The 16,603-nt window shown below is 65.3% G+C and carries 17 protein-coding genes; 9 read left to right on the forward strand and 8 right to left on the reverse strand.

The window, feature by feature from the left end:
* Positions 1-107: 107 nt before the first annotated feature.
* The 4 genes from ACFWB0_RS20525 to ACFWB0_RS20540 form a co-directional block, all read right to left on the reverse strand.
* Complete coding sequence (locus tag ACFWB0_RS20525; protein ID WP_371054007.1) at positions 108-1,712, reverse strand: peptidoglycan DD-metalloendopeptidase family protein; 1,605 nt, start codon at positions 1,710-1,712, stop codon at positions 108-110.
* A 154-nt stretch (positions 1,713-1,866) separates the two neighbouring features.
* The gene (locus ACFWB0_RS20530) at positions 1,867-3,846 is read right to left on the reverse strand and encodes a cutinase family protein (RefSeq protein ID WP_371054008.1); all 1,980 of its coding nucleotides are present in this window, start codon (positions 3,844-3,846) and stop codon (positions 1,867-1,869) included.
* Complete coding sequence (locus tag ACFWB0_RS20535) at positions 3,843-4,583, reverse strand: hypothetical protein (RefSeq protein ID WP_378492286.1); 741 nt, start codon at positions 4,581-4,583, stop codon at positions 3,843-3,845. The genes ACFWB0_RS20530 and ACFWB0_RS20535 overlap by 4 nt, the downstream gene beginning before the upstream one ends.
* Before the next feature lie 26 nt (positions 4,584-4,609).
* Positions 4,610-5,884, reverse strand: coding sequence for an insoluble domain protein (locus ACFWB0_RS20540; RefSeq protein ID WP_371054010.1), 1,275 nt, complete (start codon positions 5,882-5,884; stop codon positions 4,610-4,612).
* A 534-nt stretch (positions 5,885-6,418) separates the two neighbouring features.
* Between ACFWB0_RS20540 and ACFWB0_RS20545 the strand changes: the two genes are divergently transcribed.
* Positions 6,419-6,865: a helix-turn-helix domain-containing protein gene (locus ACFWB0_RS20545; protein WP_371054011.1), complete on the forward strand. Its 447-nt coding sequence runs from the start codon at positions 6,419-6,421 to the stop codon at positions 6,863-6,865.
* Positions 6,866-7,082: 217 nt separating this feature from the next.
* Here ACFWB0_RS20545 and ACFWB0_RS20550 read toward each other — a convergent pair whose 3' ends face one another.
* Both ACFWB0_RS20550 and ACFWB0_RS20555 read right to left on the reverse strand, forming a co-directional pair.
* Positions 7,083-8,135, reverse strand: coding sequence for a GAF domain-containing protein (locus ACFWB0_RS20550; protein ID WP_371054012.1), 1,053 nt, complete (start codon positions 8,133-8,135; stop codon positions 7,083-7,085).
* A gap of 73 nt (positions 8,136-8,208) precedes the next feature.
* Positions 8,209-9,618 (reverse strand): cytochrome P450, encoded by a 1,410-nt coding sequence (locus ACFWB0_RS20555; RefSeq protein ID WP_371054013.1) that lies wholly within the window; start codon positions 9,616-9,618, stop codon positions 8,209-8,211.
* Between the two features lie 188 nt (positions 9,619-9,806).
* On the opposite strand from ACFWB0_RS20555, the gene ACFWB0_RS20560 reads away from it, so the two are divergent.
* Positions 9,807-9,992, forward strand: coding sequence for a toxin-antitoxin system HicB family antitoxin (locus ACFWB0_RS20560; protein WP_033098656.1), 186 nt, complete (start codon positions 9,807-9,809; stop codon positions 9,990-9,992).
* Positions 9,993-10,373: 381 nt separating this feature from the next.
* Positions 10,374-11,372, forward strand: coding sequence for a replication protein (locus tag ACFWB0_RS20565; RefSeq protein WP_371054014.1), 999 nt, complete (start codon positions 10,374-10,376; stop codon positions 11,370-11,372).
* A 70-nt stretch (positions 11,373-11,442) separates the two neighbouring features.
* On the opposite strand, the gene ACFWB0_RS20570 is transcribed toward ACFWB0_RS20565, so the two are convergent.
* Both ACFWB0_RS20570 and ACFWB0_RS20575 read right to left on the reverse strand, forming a co-directional pair.
* The gene (locus ACFWB0_RS20570; protein WP_072815822.1) at positions 11,443-11,706 is read right to left on the reverse strand and encodes a sigma factor-like helix-turn-helix DNA-binding protein; all 264 of its coding nucleotides are present in this window, start codon (positions 11,704-11,706) and stop codon (positions 11,443-11,445) included.
* The gene (locus ACFWB0_RS20575; RefSeq protein ID WP_371054015.1) at positions 11,703-12,590 is read right to left on the reverse strand and encodes a replication initiation protein; all 888 of its coding nucleotides are present in this window, start codon (positions 12,588-12,590) and stop codon (positions 11,703-11,705) included. The genes ACFWB0_RS20570 and ACFWB0_RS20575 overlap by 4 nt, the downstream gene beginning before the upstream one ends.
* A 187-nt stretch (positions 12,591-12,777) precedes the next feature.
* Between ACFWB0_RS20575 and ACFWB0_RS20580 the strand changes: the two genes are divergently transcribed.
* From ACFWB0_RS20580 to ACFWB0_RS20605, 6 genes are all read left to right on the forward strand, one after another.
* Complete coding sequence (locus ACFWB0_RS20580; RefSeq protein WP_371054016.1) at positions 12,778-13,050, forward strand: hypothetical protein; 273 nt, start codon at positions 12,778-12,780, stop codon at positions 13,048-13,050.
* Positions 13,047-13,304, forward strand: a complete 258-nt coding sequence (locus tag ACFWB0_RS20585) for a hypothetical protein (RefSeq protein WP_371054017.1) — start codon at positions 13,047-13,049, stop codon at positions 13,302-13,304. Before ACFWB0_RS20580 ends, ACFWB0_RS20585 begins: the two co-directional genes overlap by 4 nt.
* 222 nt (positions 13,305-13,526) lie before the next feature.
* Positions 13,527-13,652: a hypothetical protein gene (locus ACFWB0_RS20590; protein WP_378492287.1), complete on the forward strand. Its 126-nt coding sequence runs from the start codon at positions 13,527-13,529 to the stop codon at positions 13,650-13,652.
* Positions 13,653-13,681: 29 nt separating this feature from the next.
* Positions 13,682-13,954 carry a hypothetical protein gene (locus tag ACFWB0_RS20595; protein WP_106202008.1) on the forward strand — a complete coding sequence of 91 codons (273 nt, stop codon included), beginning with the start codon at positions 13,682-13,684 and terminating at the stop codon, positions 13,952-13,954.
* A gap of 282 nt (positions 13,955-14,236) precedes the next feature.
* On the forward strand, positions 14,237-15,118 hold the full coding sequence (locus ACFWB0_RS20600; protein ID WP_121209540.1) for a hypothetical protein: 882 nt from the start codon (positions 14,237-14,239) through the stop codon (positions 15,116-15,118).
* 341 nt (positions 15,119-15,459) lie between these two features.
* Complete coding sequence (locus ACFWB0_RS20605; RefSeq protein ID WP_371054018.1) at positions 15,460-16,323, forward strand: DUF2637 domain-containing protein; 864 nt, start codon at positions 15,460-15,462, stop codon at positions 16,321-16,323.
* Positions 16,324-16,603 lie beyond the last annotated feature (280 nt).

A 16,603-nucleotide genomic window follows, 5' to 3' on the forward strand; every position in this document is an offset into this window, starting at 1 on the left:
GTGCGGACGGCCGATTCCGCCTTGTCCCACTCTTCGCTCACGGTGTGATGTTCCCTTCCTGGTGTGTCATCGTTTCCGATGTTCTGGCGTATGAAATCCGTTGTGCATCAATTAAATCGGATTGCTCTGACATGTTTCTGGGGCGTCCATTCGGTGATCCGGACCTTCTCTCCGGACTGGGGCGCTTCGACAACTTTGTTGTCCCCCATCCAGATCCACACGTGGCCGGGGTAGGGCTGCACGATGTCTCCGGGTTGCAAGTCCGCCGCCTCGGTTACAGGCGTCCCCCGAGGATCGTTGACCTGAGCGGAGTCCTGGTGTGGCAGAACGATTCTTCCGTCCGTCGCCTGCGCCACCGCGTACACGACCAGGCCCGAGCAGTCGAAGCCGACCTTGTTGTGGTCGCCGTGCTCATCGGCGACACCGCCATCGGCGATGCCGCGAGTCGGGCCGGTGGCATCCCCGCCGCCCCAGGCGTAATCGGTGCCCAGCCATCCAAGTGCTGCATCGACCACCCGCGAACCACTCACCGACGGCGGCCGAGGCTGGTCGACACCGGCGAAGTCAGCGCGGCCGGCCAGGATATTGCGGACGTAGCTCGTGGTCTCCGCGTTGCCGCACACCCCGCCGGAAGCGAGTGTGTTGCCCGGCCCGCAGTTGTAGGCCGAGAGCATCAACTCGGTGCCGTCACCTGAAACTTTTCCCTCGCGGAGCCACTGCTGCGTCTGCTCCCACATCTGGCAGTCGTAGACGGCCATCGCCATCACCGAATCACCGATGGAATTCACGTCGGCCACGCCGTCACCGTCGTAGTCCTGGCCGATCGAGGCCCAGGTTGCGGGCATGAACTGCCCCGGCCCGCGTGCCCCCGCCGGAGACACCGGCGAGGAGGGACCGTAGCGGAACTGGTTCTCGGCGTAGAGCTGGGAGGCCAGCAAAGGAGCGTCGATCGCCTCGCAGGTCTGAGCCGCCTTGACGATCCACTCCCGGAACTCCTCGGGGACCGATCCCGGCGCGAGGGAGCGTCCGCCGGGGCGCGTCAGGCCGGTGCAACCGGCACCGAGCGGAGTCTCGGCCGCGACCAGCTGCACATTCGGCGAGGTCGGACGCTGTTGCGGGGCGTCGAGTTCAGACGCATCGGCCAGCCACGGCATCGGGTCGATCGGAGATCCACCGTCTAGTCGGCCGCCGGGCCAGACCTCGAAATGCAGGTGCGGTCCGGTCGAACCTCCGGCGTTGCCGACCAGGCCGATCAGATCCCCGGCGCGCACCTCGTCACCGACGGAGACGAGAACACCGTCCGGGAGCATGTGCCCGTAGACCGTCGAGATGGTCGACCCGTCCGCGGTGGCCGAGTCGACGATGATCCAGTTGTCGAAACCGTTCTCATCGCTCGCGCCGGAATCTCCTGCTGCAACAACGATTCCGTCGATCGGTGCATAGAAGGGCGTACCGATCGGCGCCGCCAGGTCGATGCCGTTGTGCGAGGTACCCCAGCGCGGGCCGAAACCGGAGGTGAACGTGTAGGTGCCGGTGACCATCGGCTGCACCTTCTTGCCGGTGGCAGCACGCAGGCTGTTCGGTGACCGGGACGGTCCCTGCGTCGGCAGGCAGTTGTCCGGATCGGGATTGTCGCTGCCGCACATCACCAGCGCACCCATCAGGGCCACGACGCTGGCTGCCAGCGTAATTTTCGTCGTCGAAGAAGCCACGTTCTCACCCCCTTTGCATGAGTGCTTGTCGCTAGCCCGCCCAGGCCATGCACGTGAGTGACTTCGCATCCGCCCGCCCGAGGTCGGATGCCGTGTTAGTGGAAGGCTCCCGGTCCTGGCAGCGGCACCACCCGCTGACCAGGACCGACCGGCCTCAGCCGATCGCCTTGGCGAAAACCTTCACCATCGTGTCGATCGCGTTGTCCCTCCCATCCGGGGACCAGCTCGGATACGCAATGTGCGAATTCGAGGCGTAGAAACTCGCCGCGGTGAATCCTTCGGCCACCAGCTGCCCCAGCTCGGCCGCACTGTCACTGCTCGCCAGCGTCATCACCGACTGGCCCAGGCCGGCCAGATCACTGTCCTGTGCCTGCACCGACATCAGCGAGCCGATCGGATCGCCCGGATCGTGCAGTTGATCGGGACTCATCTTCTGGCCCGGGGTGAGCACGCCGAGAGCCACCTGCGCCAGATCCACCGCCACCGGCATCAGCCGAGACAGCTCGAGCACGTTCCCGCTTTCGGCCACCGACCAGGCGATTTCCTGAATCTCGCCGACATTGCGGGCCAAGCGGATCACATCGACGTTGCCGAGCAGATCAAGCACCAGCGCGGCGATTGCGGCCGTGCCGGACGGGTCCGGAACCATCGCCACCAGCCGTGAGAGTGTCTTGAAATCCACCCCGGCAGCCATCTTCACCAGCGGGGAGAGCTGATTGTTCAGATCGCCCGCGACCGCGTGCGCCCCGTGCACATCGCCGGTGGCAATCTTGATCGGAAGCTGCTGCAACCCGGCCGCCACCGCCGGATAGTCGACCGAGGTCACGCCGGAGACGACGCCCAGCAGTTGATTGATGATCGTCGTCGGCTTGGCTACCGAAAGCACCTGCGTTGCCGTCCGCAACTCCACCGGACCCGAGGCCGCCAACGGCGACAGACCCGCGACCAGCGCATCTGCCGACCCTGCCAGCGTCGACACATCGACCGACTCCCCCGAGGCCCGTGACTCGAGCAGGGCCGTGCTCACCCCGGTCACCGCTTCGGCGGCCGACAACACTGCCGGGACATCGACCTGCTCGAGCATGTCGAGCACGCTCGCCGTGGTCGCCTCCGGCGATCCCTCGGGAGCTGAGGTGAACGTCTCACGCGCGCCCGGATTGCTGTCGATCCACTGTCGCGCCTGGTCGACCGGCGTCAAAGTCTCCGACACCAGCCGCGCCTGCTGCGTCATGCGGGCGATGTTCGCCGCTGAGGTGGTCGACGTCGGACCAGCGGCATCGAGCGAAGACACCGACTCGGCCAGTTGCGAGGCTGCCCCGAACACCGCTGACAGATCCGCGTTGCGCCAGGTCCCCGGTGAGGACAGCTCATCGACCAGGGAGGATTGCGCCACTGTCGACGTGTCGGTGATCGTCGGAGTCTGGGGTGATGCAGTCGAGGCGAGTTCGGTAGAGACATCGACCGCTCCCGGCGGATTGGCGATGATCCGGCCCAGAGACGCCAGGAACGGCGTCGACTGACCATCGGTGTTGCAGTACGCATCGTCCGGGTGGCAGATGTCGAACACCTTGCCCGCGAGCTTGCCGAACCCTTCCGGGGCCGGCCCCGCGATGCCCTGACCGCTCAGGGGCGGGCCGATCAACGTTGCGCCCTCGGTGCCCCGCTTCGGATTGGCGAGCAGGATCACCGCCTTGACCTGCTGCGGAGTGACGGGGCCGAGACCGTGGCCGATGTTGACGGCCAGATCGTTGCCGATCTGCGCGCCCTGGCTGTACCCGGCGATGAGGTACGTCGACGACGGGCACCGCTCCATCAACTCCGCTGCCGCTTTGTCGCCCCGCGACTTCGATTCGGCATAGGACGTGCCGTTGAAGAACGCCTCGCCCGGATACGGCACGTACACCACGTCGAGGTTCTTGCCGAACCGTTGCTCGAGTGCGTCACCGACCGCCGCGAGCATGCCCGTCGGCACGGTCGGATCAGCATGAGCGGACGTTTCCGTCGTGCCGGGAATCATCAGCGCGATCGTGCGCGCACACCCGTTCGTTTCCGCTGCATGAGCAACCGTCGGTGTGCTCACCGCGGCCGCGGTGGTCACTGCTGCCGCTGCCAGAGCGAGACTTGCTTTCCTCATGACCCGACCTCTTCGATGGAGCGGATCATCACTCGGCCGTCCTCGGCCGTGGTCGTTGTGATGCGCTGTTTGAACTCGTTGCGCCGATCCGGGCGGACCTCGGTGATCTGCGCGCTGTAGGTGTTCGGCCCGATGGCCGTGACCTCGAGGCAGTGCGTGGTCCCCAGCGGCACGGTGTCGATGCCCTGCTGGATCATTGCCGCGTCGGGCAACGACGCATCAGGGGCCATCAACTCCCGCACCGACTCACCCGAACGCAGCAGGTAATAGCGGTGTTCGAGCGCCGCGATCACCCCTTCGCCGGAGAGTTGGTCACCCTCGCCAGGTGAGCACGGATCATCTGCCGCTGCCGCTGCCGCTGTCGGCGCAGCGGTTGCGATGTCCGGGACCAGGCCACCGAAGTCCGCGTCGTCGTCACCGCCGCCGACGAGAGCGGTGATGCCCCAGCCGGCCAGTCCCACGACGGCCACGGCCGCGAAGCCGAGACCGGCATAGGTCAGTCCCTTCCCGACAGGGCGGCGCGTGGTCACCTGCGTGGTCGGGTGAGTGGCGCGGCGACCGGCATCGGCCGCCGCGACCACTCGAGACGCCGACTCACGGGCGGACGCGGTTCTCCCGGAGGAAAAGCGCTCTTCGGCCGCCGGTACCGACACCGGCACCGACTCCCGAACCATGCGGGTGCGAGGTGCGGTCGCATCGAACACCCGAGGTGAGCCCGCTCGGTCGTTCCGCTTCATCGGTTCGTCTCCCTCTTCGACTGGACTCAGGCGTCGACTGCCGGAGCGGGCGCGCCGAGACCCAGACCGACCGCCTCGCTGACCAGGCGCGATGCCAGCCCCGGCGTCGCGTCGGTGAAGAACGAGTCGAGTGCCTGGTCGACCTGCTCGATGACCTGCTCGCCACCGGGCTGTGCCTGAACGAAGTCGCGGACCTGCTCATCGATCGCAGGTGCGGTCTCGGTGGCGAAGGTCTGCACAGCGTCGACCGCAGCCGCACCGATGGGATCCTCCGACCACTGCGCGAGCGTGGTGTCGACCTGTTCTGTGACCTGTTCGGCCTCGATGTCGGGCACCTCGGTCTCGATCGGCGTGGCATCCTCGCCCGCGCCGTAAGCCGTGCCGACCCCGTACCCGGCCAGACCGCCGCCGAGTGCGCCCAGTCCACCACCGACCGCGCATCCGACGCCGAATCCGGCCGCCGCACCAGCGGCGGTAGCGGCAACGCCCGAGGTCACGGGAGCAACCCCCGGAATCGGCAGAGGCACCATCGTGCCTGCTCCAGCCCCGACGATGCCCGCGACCGTGCCCACTGCCAGTGCGGTCGGGACACCAGCCGCGAGGCAGCCGGTGCCGAAGCCGGTCGCTGCACCTACAGCCGTGCCTGCAACCTGGGCCGAGGCGATCTTTTCGGCCTCTTCGGTCTCCACGCCGGTCGACCGGTGGTAGTCGGTGACCATCGCCTCGACCACTGCGGTCGTGCGATTGGTCTTGTCGGCATCGACGTCCGAGACCCAGTTCGGCTGGTCGAAGATCACCCGGCCGAAACGCATCTTGTTGACCGGAGCCTCGATCGGCAGGGTCGGACCTTCCACCACGACCGGCGCCTGCGGAGCAGGAACGCTGTAACCGGAGTAGCCGGAGTTGTCGCCGCCCGAATAGCCGTTGTACTGCGCCATCGACACACCACCGCCGGTCTGCGGGTTGTAGGCGCGGGTGCCGCGGTTGTACTCGGCCGGAGGCGCTACCCAGAAGTTCTCGGCAGGCTGCGGATCAGGAGCCGAGGGCGCAGGAGCAGAAGTCGAAGGTGGCGTGGAGGTGATGCCCGCCTGCCCACCACCGGACTGCGGCGGGGACGTGATGCCCGCCTGTCCACCGCCGGAGTCGTCGGTCGGCGCTGCTGCTGCCATCGGCGCGAAGGCAATGAGCAACCCGGCTGCCGCCGGTGCCAGAGTCGCGGTGCTGAGCACCGCACTGGTCGTTCGGCGGCGCCGGTGTCTGCCGGTGCCGGAAACCAGCTGATCTTCGTTGGATACGGACATGTACCTCGCCTTTCTGCGAATGAATCGAATCCCGAATGCGTGAAGGACCTGAGCGAGACAGGGATCCGTCAGGGCCGAGAAGATCGGGTGGTCACCACAGGGGAGGTAGTCCGCTTGTGCACGTGTCGACAGCGCCGACTAGGCGCGGGAACGCTGTTGCCGGCGCGCACAGTCGAGTAACGCCAGAACAGCAGCGCCCGACAAGGAAGTGGGCTCTCGTCCGCAGTGACCTGGTGCCCGAGCTTGCGTAGTCAGCCCGGACGGGTTGGTACGTAGGTGGTTCAACCCCGGATACGTGACACCGACGCCAATCACTGACACGTGTCCGGGGTTTTCCCTTTGCTGGCGGCCTCACCGTGACTCGCGCTGGTCGCCGGCCAGACGCTCCTCGGCTCAGCCGATCGTTACCTCCTTCGCCACGAAACCCTTCATTGAAACTCTATTCCGGAACGTTACAGCAAAATCTATTCCAGTGGAAGATGACGCAAGCCATTCCTGTAGGGCAGTGTTATGGCTCGTGGAAAGGTTTCGGGCATGACGAGACGGCCTCTTCGGGGATTCGACCGTGAGAGGCTGATCGAGCTGCGGACGAAGAAGGGTTACACCCGTGGCGACCTGGCGAGGTTCGCCGAAGTGAGCGTGGCCGCCGTGCGCGCCTGGGAATCCGGGCAGGCGACCCCGCAGGTGGACCGTCTGGCCCGTGTCACTGCCGCGCTCGATGTTCCGATGTCCGAGCTGGTGCGCATCCCCCCGCACGAGCGGTACCTGGGCGATCTGCGCGTCCAGGCCGGCCTGACTCAGCCCCAGCTGGCGCTGCAAGTCGGCATCTCCACGGCATCGCTCAGCAGCCTCGAGCTGGGGGAAACCTCGCTGCGCGAGCCGGTAGCCGAAGGGCTCGCTCGAGCCCTGGGAGTGGACACAGCAGAGATCCGTGCCGCCTATGAACGGACCCGAACCCGACCGCCTGGCGCACCCGTCTGACACGCGCGACACACCTTGTGTCGACGCACGACAAATACGGATAACCACGTCTGAGCTCCCCCCGCGGAGATAGCAGCCCACCTCACGCAGGCCATGCGGAAGCGGCCGAAACCGGCTGTGCTGCATCCGAGGCCGAGTGGACAGGCCCCGGGAAATCCCCACGGGCGGGGACGCGGAAGACAAATTACCAGATCACGCCCACGAGGCCGGGGCCAACCTACCCGCCCGACGACCCCTGATCGGATCCCTGAAAATTCTCTGTGGCCGAATCGAATTCGTCCGACATCGTTGAAATCTGAACGAGTACCAGACGGTCGCTGAGCGGACCGGGATACGGGCTGATCGACAATTGCCCTGCCCGCCATCCCGATTCGGAACGCAGACGAGCGCGGACGCACCGAGCGGCGGTATCCCCCGAACGAAACGTTGCCAGCGCATCGGCCAGCACATGCCGGTCGTCGGGATGCACGATCTCGTTTCCACCTTTGATGTTTCGCCAGGCCACCCACGGCGGGGCATCGGGCAGCCACATCGTCAACACAGCGAGGTCGGCGGCGAAGACGCCGGTGTAGACCCCCGCCGATCGCAGCATCTCCTGCATTCCCAGCTCGCTCAACGTCGGCAACTCGGGCGTCGTCGTGTCGGAGACGTCGTGCCACAGCAGCCGCAATCCAACGTTGCCTGGATCAGTGCGGCCCTTGCCCCAGCAGTACCAGCGCATCATCCGCCCGTCGGCGTGCAGAACTGACATCGGAGCCTCCCACCGGCGACCGTGCACCGGGTCGATGCCCAGCTCGAACAACGACGCCGAATCGTCGAATTTCACCGCCTTGGCGATGTACTCCGCAGGAGTTCGCTCCGGAACGTGCTCTTCCGGAAGTACCCCGGACATCATCGATGCTTCGACCGTCTGGCCGATCACCATCCGCTCGAGACTCCACGCAATCCCCGCTGCGATCCGAGGCGGGGCGGGAACCCGGCCGGGCTCCCCCACCCACACCTGGACGCCGTGCGCCTCCCCGCTCGGGCCGAGAACGGGCAGTGCCTCGATGTGAAACGCCTTCTGCGCCCCCTTGCGCGAGCGCAGATCGATCTTGATCGGCCGACGAGTGCGGATCACCTCGTCGATGATCGGCGTGACCGGAAGATCCGGGGCCGGCTGAACATGCCGGGTCACCGACGCCCAATCCTTGACTACGCCACCGCAGCTGACAACGGACATCTCGCCGTCGACCAACGTCTCGACCAAATGCCACTCGTTGAGAACCATTGACGTATAACCTCCCCCGAACCGTGGGCACAGTACGGCTGCCCAGGGGGAACTTACCTGTCGGCAGCCTCCGTCACCGCCGTGAGACCTTGACCTTCAACCCCCGCGGTTTGAGAGTGATCGCCTCGTGCACGTCGAGCTCGTAGCCCGGTTCCGGAGCGAAGTCGTACCGCCGGATCAGCGACGCGAGCGTGAGCACCGCCTCGTGCAACGCGAACTGCCGACCGATACACGCCCGGATGCCGGTGCCCCACGGCTTGAAGATGTGCGCCGGCCGCTTCCGCACGGCCGCGGGCTCGAACCGGTCCGGGTCGAACCGCTCGGGATCGTCGCCCCACAGCGGGTCGCGGTGCAGTTGCGGCAACAGCACGAACACCCACGAACCCTTCGACAGCGTCCGGCCGCCGAGGGTGGTCTCACCGCGTACCTTGCGGAAATAACCCGGGGCGGCCGGCCACAACCGCAGCGTCTCGTCCACCACCCGCCGCACATACCGCAGCTTGGCGACCTGCTCATACCCGATCCGGCCGTCGGCACCGACGACCTCGGTGATCTCGGCGCGTGCCTTCGCCACCACCTCGGGATGTCGGCTCAGGAAATGGACCGCGAACCCCAGAGTGGCCGCAGTGGTCTCGTTACCCGCGACCAGGAAGGTCAGCACCTGATTGCGGATCGATTCACGGTCGAGCTGCTCACCGGTGTCGGGATCGACGGTGTGCATCATCAGGTCCAGCAGATCGCCGTGCTGCTCACCGGAGCGCATCCGCTCCTCGACGATGCGATCGACCGTGGCCTGCATCAGCGCGATGTCGCGTGCGTGCTGCTCCCTGGCACTGCGGCCGAACAGGGCCCGCAGGATCGGGATGTCGTTCGACGAGCGATTGATGTACTCGAGCGCCCGGCTCATCGCCGCGATGAACGGATCGGGTTCGGTGCGGCCGAACGAGTCGAAGTCGTAGCTGAAGCCGCACCGGCCGATGACGTCGAAGGTGAGCGACGTCATGCTCTTCGGCACGTCCACATACTCGCCGCCGGCCGCAGCGCTGTCCCAGCTGTCGACCAGTCGGTCGACGACGGTGAGCATCGAGTCGTGATAGCCGCGCATCGCGGCCTGGCTGAAGCCAGGCCCGAGGATGTTGTGGGCTTTGCTCCAGTTCGGTTCGGAGTTGAACGCGGTGAACAGTCCGTCGCCGGCGATGACGCGAAGCTTGCGCAGCGGCTTGCCGAGGAACTTCGCCCACTTCTCCTCGTCGTTGACCTCGCGCACCAGATCGGCGCCCGAGACCACGATCAACCGGTGCTGCAGGATCTTGCGTTCGAAGATCCCCCCGAGTTCCTGCGCCATCTGCATCTCACGCTGAACCGGCTTGGCCACATCGATGCTGAGCAGATCACCCACCAGCGGCAGTCTCCATCGAGGTTGCGGAATCGGCGGGGAGTCGGTGGTCGCAGGGCTGCTTGTCGAAAGCTGCGGTGACGCCATTCGTGAGAGTGTGCCCCACCGCCGGTGAGAGGCACACCGCCGCCTCCCACCGCTCAAGGGCTCCCTGACTGCCGTCCCACTAGTCGACACGCGCCACGCCGATGTACGGGGGTAACTGACATCCGCGCTCGCAGCCGCTAACCTGAGTCAGATTCAACGGGCCGATCTTGAAGAACGGGGGGTTACGCATGGCACAGCCGCATAAAGGCGACCGCGCCGCGATGACTCTACGCATCCCCGCTGAGCTGCACGAACAGCTCCGCAACGATGCCAAGGACGCCAAGGTCGCGCTGTCCCAATACGTCGCCGACCTGCTCGCACTCCAAGCCGGTCGACCGGACCTTGCCCGCGAGATCAAGGCGGTAACCGTGTAAACGCCACCAGAGAGGGCTGCTAGCCGCCAACTAGCCCGCCCTCAGATGCAGAAAACCCCCCGCCTGCCAAGCGAGGGGTCTTCCAAACCGAATATGTGACCGAGCCAGTCGCCAAACTCTCTCGGGCCACTCGAACTTTCTCACCAGAAAGTCTTCGTTATGCATATTAGCGAGCGCTGCTCGTTTGGGCCAACTTCCGTCTCAAATCACATTCCCGCGTGTCGCCCTCAACGGAGCGCACACACCGCCCGGGACAACCGTCGAGGTCCCGGCCGCGCCGCTCCCCAGACCCGCCGTGGTCGCCGTCGCGGCAGCTACAACCTTCGCGTAGCCGATGGTGCCTACTCCCCCATCCCCGTCTGGGACTCCCGCGCGGGCTGGATGCGCCAGATCATCACCTTCGCCCGCAGCGAGACCGGCATCAAGATCTGCCACGAGCACCGCATCGCCCCGGACAAGTTCATCGCCGCCGCCAACGCTCACGCCGCTTACGCCGACGAGTCCACCGGCCGCAGCCTCACCGCCGCCCGCGACACCCTCGCCGAGTACGCCGGCATCAGCACCGACGTCCTCGATCGTGCCCGCCAGATCCTTCGCCGCATCGGAGCCGCCGTCGAGCTCGTCCGCGGCCGCTACCTCACCATCGCCGAACGCATCGAAGCCAGCCTCACCCACGGTGGAAAGCAACTTCGCGCAGCTTCCGTGTGGGCCTTGACCAGCAAGTTCACTGCCAACTCTTCTGTTTATCCCCAGTTTCCGAATCATGCGGATCTACCGGAGAACCCTTTGGGTTCTACAGGTATCTCTCGTTCTCAAGTAATCACCAACGCGCGCGCTACGCGCCGCGCCCGGGCTTCGACGAAGGCCGAGGGCGACCCACGACCCCTGCACGCTCAGATCGCCGCAGCGCGCCTGGCCGACCGACTCGGTCCCACGATGCCCGAATACCGCGGCGTGGATCGGAATGGCCACTACGTCCCCGGAATCACCCATCACCACGTCGGAGCGATCGCCGATGCCCTGACCGCCGCAGGCATCGACACCACCCGATGGACCGGCGACGACATAGCCGACCAGATCACCGAGTTCCGCCGCGACCGCAACCTCCCACACCTAGCGTCCCCGACCGCTTTCCTGCGCTGGCAGCTCCGTGCCCTCGCCGATGTGTGGTCAGGGCCTACCCCCACCGAGCGCCGCACTGAGATCCAGGACCGCCGCGCCGCCGAACGTCGCGCCGAACTCGACCGGCGTGCTGCTCATCCTCCGGCCAGCGACGACACCCGTGCCACCGCTCTCGCCGAGATCCGGCAGATACTGTTCCAGCGCTCGGGCATGCGCACCCGGACCCGCGGGGACCGCTTCGACTGGCACCGCTACTGAACGAAATTCTCGCTCCGGTCAGAACCACAGCGGCGAAGGGGAATCGAATTGTTTCCCGCGGAAGCCGCTCCTACCCCTCGAGCTTGCGGGCATCATGCAGTATCCGACCCACCGCTCCGGTCGACATCTCCAGTTTCTCGGCGATCTCGCGGTACTTCATCCCCTGCTGGCGAAGTTCGACCACCTGCTTGCGTCGGCGTTCTGCGCGTTCGAGGAATTGGTCTCGGGGTTCGGCAATCAGGCGACGTGCAGTGCGCTCCGACGAGCCGAGCCGGCGTGCCAGTTCCTTTGCGGTGATGGATCGACGTTGTTGTGCCTGGGCGCTGCCGCTCATTGCGCGAACTCCAATGCTGTCGCCAGATTGAACTTGGTGGCCCGCTTCCTGTTTGCTTCCCGTTTGGCGGAGCTCATGACCTTGCCGCCCTTGCTGCCGCGTGCTGCCTGGCGCGCCCGGAACGTCCCCTCGTCGAAGTTACGCCAGATCCACTTGCCGATGGAGTACGCCGTGGCACGGACCTCGATGAAAGGAAGAGGGTCGGCGAACTCGCTGTTGATTCCGTGACAACGCTGAAGAACCAGTTGGAGCCACTGGTCTACGGTGCCCTGACGATGGTGCCACCACTGTGGGTACGCCCACTTACGGGCAGTGTCGAACATCGTCACATTGCGGCCCAGACCCACGGAGCGGTCGGGCCGGCGCGGCGCCTGACGAGGTGTGTAGATGGTCGCCAGATCCCGCAACGAGTACGGGTCTGCCGGGCCGTAAATGGTTTCCCATTCAGGGTGGATCGGGTTCTTGGTCAGCTGCCCACCGTAGGAGAAGTCCCCGCCGACGGAGATACACAGACCTCGCTCGATGCGATGGGCATAGCGCAGCGGAGTCAACCGCGCCGAGTCGGTACGGCAGACTCGATGGTCGCCCAGCCACCAACCCAGGTGCGCCCGCCCGGAGGGCGACTGCGCGACCCAGCTCGGCGTCGGATGATCCGACGGTTTCTCGAACGCCCGCATCGCCGCATCGGGGTGGTCACAGTCGATGACGATCGATCCGAGCAACGCGTGTGGAGAGTGCTGGATGTAGCGCATCATCAATGCCTGGTCACGGCTCATTCGGTACTGACCGTGCTCGAGTTGGTTCGTCGCGAACGGCCGATGCGGCAGTAGCACCTCGTTTCCCCACTGCTCGTCAGTGAGAAGAGACTCCCCTGCCGTTTCCATGCCGAGTACTGTGCACTACCAAGATCGAGTATTCGGGTAGGACACGCCGAGCCATATACAGACATTATTCGGGTAGGTCATGCCAAGCCATATCAGGTATCCGCCCCGCCTTCTCCCTTTCGAACCCTCGAACATGTCCACTCGTCGCAGAGGCTGTGCTTCACGTACCGAAGTTACGATGAGAACCATGACCGGGAAGAAGCGCATGGCCTTCGACATCAGCGAAGCCGACGCCGACCGGATTCGCGCCGCCTACGTCGGCACCCGCGCCATCCTGCCCCCGGCCACCCTCAGCGAGTTCATCACCGACCTGCTGGTCGAGGCCACCGGACGTCTCGAAGCCGAACACAACGACGGCCGGCCCTGGCGCACCCCCAGCCGCAGCGAACTCAAATCCCTCTCCCAGACCGGCGTCGGACGCAACGCCCCCGGCCGCCCAGGAGAACAGGACCAGCAATGACCGAGACGTCACGCACACCGCGCCCCAAACTCGGGTTCCACACCGACCAGGCCGAACGCATCCGCGCTGCCTACCTCGGCACCCGCGCAGTCCTCCCGCCGAGCACCTTCAGCGAATTCCTCGAGACCGCCGTCCTCGAGACAATCGAACGACTCGAAGCCGAACACAACAACGGCCACAGCTGGGACGCCCCGACCACCGGGGAAGTCAAGTCCACCGCCCAGACCGGCGTCGGCCGCTGGAATCGCACCTGACCGGTTCTCAGTCGCACATCCCATGCGTTGAGGACACGATGAGAACACCCATTCTCACCCCCAGTGGGACTCTCACGCCTCATATAACCCATTATTACTATGGAATCCCTAACATGAGGCAGCAGTACAGAGACCCCTCAAGCACCCATGCGAGTGTGCGCGAGAATCCGCGACGATAACGCTCCCAGCAGCACAAACAATGCCCATCTGGTAGCCGGCCGAATGACAGTTGCCGCCGTCGTTCTCGTCGTAGCGGTCGCCGTTCTCACCGTCGAGCCGAAAGCGGGGCGCACCACGACGCACCAAGATCAGTCGGTGCCGCGTGACACAGTGCCGACCACCGACTGACCGAGCCTGAGACAAGGACCGCCACCGACGTGAACGAACCCCACCTCTACGCCCGAACCACCTACCTCGGCTTCGACGGCCCACCCGAACCCGTCCGCAACCTCGCCGGAGGTCTCACGGGTCTGTGGTGGCTACTGATCATCGCGGCGCTCATCTGCTTCGGAGCATGCGAGTACATGCGGCGAAAAAGCGTGACCAAGAGGGAACGGCAAGAGAAGAACAGGCTCGGCGCTGGCTTCTTCCTCTACTGCGGCCTCATGGGATTCGTCGTCGGCGTCTTCGGCCTGATCGCCGCGAACTGACCCTTCCTGAGCTACCCGTATTGGCCGCTGTCGCGGGTCGATCCACTGGGACGGGGCTTCGCCAACGACGCGACCCCAGCGACGAGCCATGCCGGTGGCAAGAGAGGCCAGAAGAAGCCGTACAGACCCACCTACGTGGGTGTCGATTCAGCAGGCAACGCGATATCTGCGGGAGGTAAGATCCATCTCTTCGCCTGATGCGGAGTCCCCAGGAGCAAATGCTCGTGACGAATTATCACCCGTGGGTCTCGTCATTCGGTCGACGCTGTCGGAACCGAAGCCATGTCTGAGCGTGATCCGATTCCCGTCGGTGATGACGGAATCGACGTGCATGCGATCCTCGACGGCCGTCTCAGTCCCCCCACACACGGGTATGCGGTCGAGGTCGCGGGCCGGCCGGTGACCGTGTGGGTGGACTACCGGTTCGTCGACGACGACGGAACCTTCATCCCCGCACACAGAAACCGCATGGTGCGGTTCCATATCTTCGGCACCGCACTGCGGCCCCTCGAGGCCGTTCATGTGGTTCGGTCCACGGCACCGGTGAGTCTCGGACCGCTCTACCTCTATGCCCCCGATCGCGACCGTGCTGATCGGCGTTTCGAGGTGGCAGTGTTCTTCTCGGCCGAAAACACGCAGATCGACGCTCCACCGGACTTCGACTGGCAGAAGCGGGCCAGTCACCACCCGGGCAGTTACATCGTGTACCGGAGCACGGTCGAGTCGGACCGTCTCGTCGAGGAGTACCGCTCGCTCAACAACCGGTTCTATCAGCCGCACATGGATCACCGCGGCACCTACTGGGATCTTCGCCTCCAGCCGCCACCGGAGGATTCCGGGCTCGGGGCCTCGTTCGCCGCAGCCCAGGCCGCATTGTCCAGGAAAGGGGTGATCCGCGATGATCTCCGTCCACTTGCGCTCGAATGGGTCCGCGAGACCACCGTCGCGTTCACCTTCCTCCGGACCCGGTTCCGTCGCTGCTACCGTCTCGAGATGCAGTTCCCCACCGACGAGCAGATGCGCGTCGGCCGGTTCTTTCTTCCGGGCGGCATGATGGATATTCGGGAGCCGGACCAGTTCGCTGCCGGGCTGGTGTCGATGCTGTTCGAACGTGCTGCCGCATCGCCGGCCCTGGGTGGGAGCGAGTGCGTCTGCCCCCTCTGACCGACATCGGAGCGTATCTACGGGTGGCTCACCACGGAGCATTCTGAGGCGTGCAGCATCCAGTCAGTCGCGGGCCAAGCCGGCTACCTTCTTACGCAAAGCACCCGCATCACGGTCATCAACAGATCAAACAGCGTCACTCGAAGCGACGGTCCTGCGGCATCGCGAGACGCCGACCCGAACGATAAGAACCATCACGCGCCCCGACCGGCTCCCCCGAGAACCAGCCAGGGCGCAGTCGTCTCTCATCTCACCTTGCCGACTCGATCCGGTCGTGACCTGCGACTCTCATCTGAGAAACCCCTTCTCATATCATGGTTCTCATTGTTACTATGGGAACTATGAAGTGGACGAAGCGATACAAGAACAAGAACGCCTCAGCGCCCGAGAACGTGACAGCCGTCAGCGGATCCATGTGGTTCGCAGGCGTGACCATCACCGTAGGAATCGGGGCGGCCGCGTTCATTCTCAGCTTCCTCGCACTGCGAGACCTGTGCATCCAGGCCGGCCAACCGAGAGAGATCGCCTTCCTGTTCCCCGTCATCGTCGACGGAACGATCCTGCAAGCAACGATGGGAGTCGTCTCCCGACGGCACGACCACCGGGCGCGACGATTCTTCTGGAAGATTCTCATCGGAGCCGCCACCGTCTCGATCGCAGGAAACGCGATCCACGCCGTTCTCACCACGACCCCCGGCTTCAACTCCGTTCTCGCCGCCGTGATCGCCACACTCCCGCCGATCTCACTGCTCGCCTCCACCCACGCGCTGACCGTTCTCGGCCGTCGCACCGCCGCACCCACCGAGAACCCCGCCGAGACTCACATCGAATCCGCGCCCGCGACACAGCCGCGCCGTGAGACCGCACACGAGAACGCGACCGCACCCACGACTCACGTCACGACCATCACCGAGAACCGTGCCGCCGCCGAGACCGCAAACGAGACCCCAGCCGCGCAACCGACTCGCACCGCGACCGCTGGTGCTCTCATGCGACAGCTCGAGGTGCCATTGCCCCACCTACCCGGCGCGCACCTCGACGCCACCCCCATCCCGACCTTCCACTCCCACGAGGAACGTCGCGAGTGGGCACTGACTCGACGCCAGGCCGGAGTGGACGTGCCCGTCATCGCCCAAGAAGTCGACCGCTCCGTCGCCACCGTTTACCGCTGGCTCTCCGAGGCCGACACTTCCGTCACCGTCTGAGCATCACAACGACATCGGAATATCAACTTTTCAGCGTCAAATCGGAATCAACAAAAAATCAGACCGACATCAAAAAACGTCCACGTCTGATGCCTGTCAATCTCACCTCGGCGCATCGAACTCGGGAATCGTCCCCCGGTTCGGTGCGCCGAGTCGCGTTTTCGGCGTTGACCAGGGGCGATCCGCCCCCGGACCCCCTTCGGGTCGTGTCGGGTGTCGACGAGCAGTGTGGTCGAGGGTCGGTGTGGCAGTCGGATCTTTGCCTCGTTGGTCTCGGGGT

The sequence above is a fragment of the Rhodococcus sp. NPDC060086 genome (assembly GCF_042730275.1).
GTDB lineage: Bacteria > Actinomycetota > Actinomycetes > Mycobacteriales > Mycobacteriaceae > Rhodococcus.